This window comes from Priestia sp. SIMBA_032, assembly GCF_046535215.1.
GTDB lineage: Bacteria > Bacillota > Bacilli > Bacillales > Bacillaceae_H > Priestia > Priestia aryabhattai.
Genome location: NZ_JAWRXD010000826.1, coordinates 1 through 265 on the forward strand (window position 1 = coordinate 1; position 265 = coordinate 265).

1 protein-coding gene is annotated in these 265 nt (G+C 69.4%); it reads right to left on the reverse strand.

Features of this window, described 5'->3' with window-relative positions:
• A partial coding sequence (locus tag SB717_RS36650) for a hypothetical protein (protein WP_410907976.1) occupies nucleotides 1-265 on the reverse strand: 265 nt, incomplete at both ends.

Genomic DNA, 265 nt, shown 5'->3' on the forward strand with positions numbered 1-265 from the left:
CTCGAGATACTCGGCCAGGTTTTCCGGGGCCACCGCGGAATCCTCCCAGCCGGGCCAGGATTCGTAGGCGCCGCCGTGTCCACCTTCTTCGGGGGCGACGTCTTCGGGGTCGACCAGCCGCGACGACAGGCCTGCGCCGTCCTCGCGAATCCGCCAGAGCGAGACCCGCTGGGATGGATCGGGCACGGTGCGTCCGTCGACGAGGCGTCCGTTGGCGCGGAGTTTGGCGAGCAGTTCGAGAGCTGCGTCAGCCGGAGAATCCGCG